Genomic DNA, 1,076 nt, shown 5'->3' with positions numbered 1-1,076 from the left:
GCTGGTTTGGCTGGCGGTCGCCTACTGGTTCTTCGTCCATTTCGCAGAACTACATCGCAAGTAACGCAGCTCGTTTCCTCGAACATCCCGAGGAACCACCTCGCAAGCGACGCTGCTCGACGAAGGGGCGAGAGATGCCTTAAACACTTCTCTTATGGCGGCTTGTATCGCAGTCGCTGGCGTCTGTTTCCCTCGTGGGCACTTAATTTAAAAGCACCCTGCGGAGCAACTAATTAGCTTCACCTAGATGCACTCTGCTAATCCAGAATTTGGGTCGTTGGCACATGAAACCAAGGTGTATTCGTTCCAAAAAGGGTATAAATCCTTGCCTTCCTCAGGCTTATATGTAGATCGTTGGACCATAAATCATATTCCACGATGGGGGCAGAAGTTTCGGATCTCGGATCTCGGAAGCTTCGCGATAAAATTGTAATAATCTAACAACCAAAAAGTAAGAAAAACGGCTCGCTAAACAGGAAACTTCTTACGCGAACCGCCGATAATAATAGTAGTGATAAAAATTAAAGCAGAAGTCCGAAAGTCGTTTAGCGCAAACGAAGATGAACCGTCGCGTAGACAAAGTGGATAGCACAGTGTGGATGAGCTTCTTGCGAAGCGGCGGTCGTACGGCGGGAGCTGCCTGCTGGAGGGAAAAATCGGTAATGGAAGCATGGATTGCTGATCTACATGTCCACAGAGCGTTTGGGCGTGTGATCGTTGCGCGCTTTAGGCTTGAAGAATTCTTGCATGTATGAAGGGGAAAAAGCGATGGTACGCAAAGTAGACGAAACCGGCAGCATTCCTAAGGTTTGGGAGGACAAAGTTGAAACGGCAGAGCATAAGCCGGTGGTGCACGACACCGAGATCGAGACCGCCGGAGCCGATAGCAAGCGCGGGGAGTTAAGATACTCGGAGCAGTACGCCAAATCGCGGGTTCTAAGAGCGTGTCTGAAAAGTCGTTCAAACGCGCAGTCTAGCAAGCATCAGGCGAATCATCGCCGCATAAACCATCGCCTCCGATGTTTCCGGTAATGTTTCGTAATCTTTGCTCATCCGTCGATTTTTCATCAACCAGC

Annotated in this window: 1 pseudogene; it reads right to left on the bottom strand. The window is 49.5% G+C overall.

Annotation, left to right across the window (positions count from 1 at the left end):
- Positions 1-960: 960 nt before the first annotated feature.
- Positions 961-1,076, bottom strand: a pseudogene (locus ACFMO7_RS04565) (IS5/IS1182 family transposase); the annotation flags it as partial.

It is taken from the genome of Thermogemmatispora sp. (assembly GCF_042408735.1).
In the GTDB taxonomy this organism is placed as follows: domain Bacteria; phylum Chloroflexota; class Ktedonobacteria; order Ktedonobacterales; family Ktedonobacteraceae; genus Thermogemmatispora.
The sequence above is the reverse complement of the archived record's forward strand: the minus strand, read 5'-3'. Positions and strand labels throughout refer to the sequence as shown.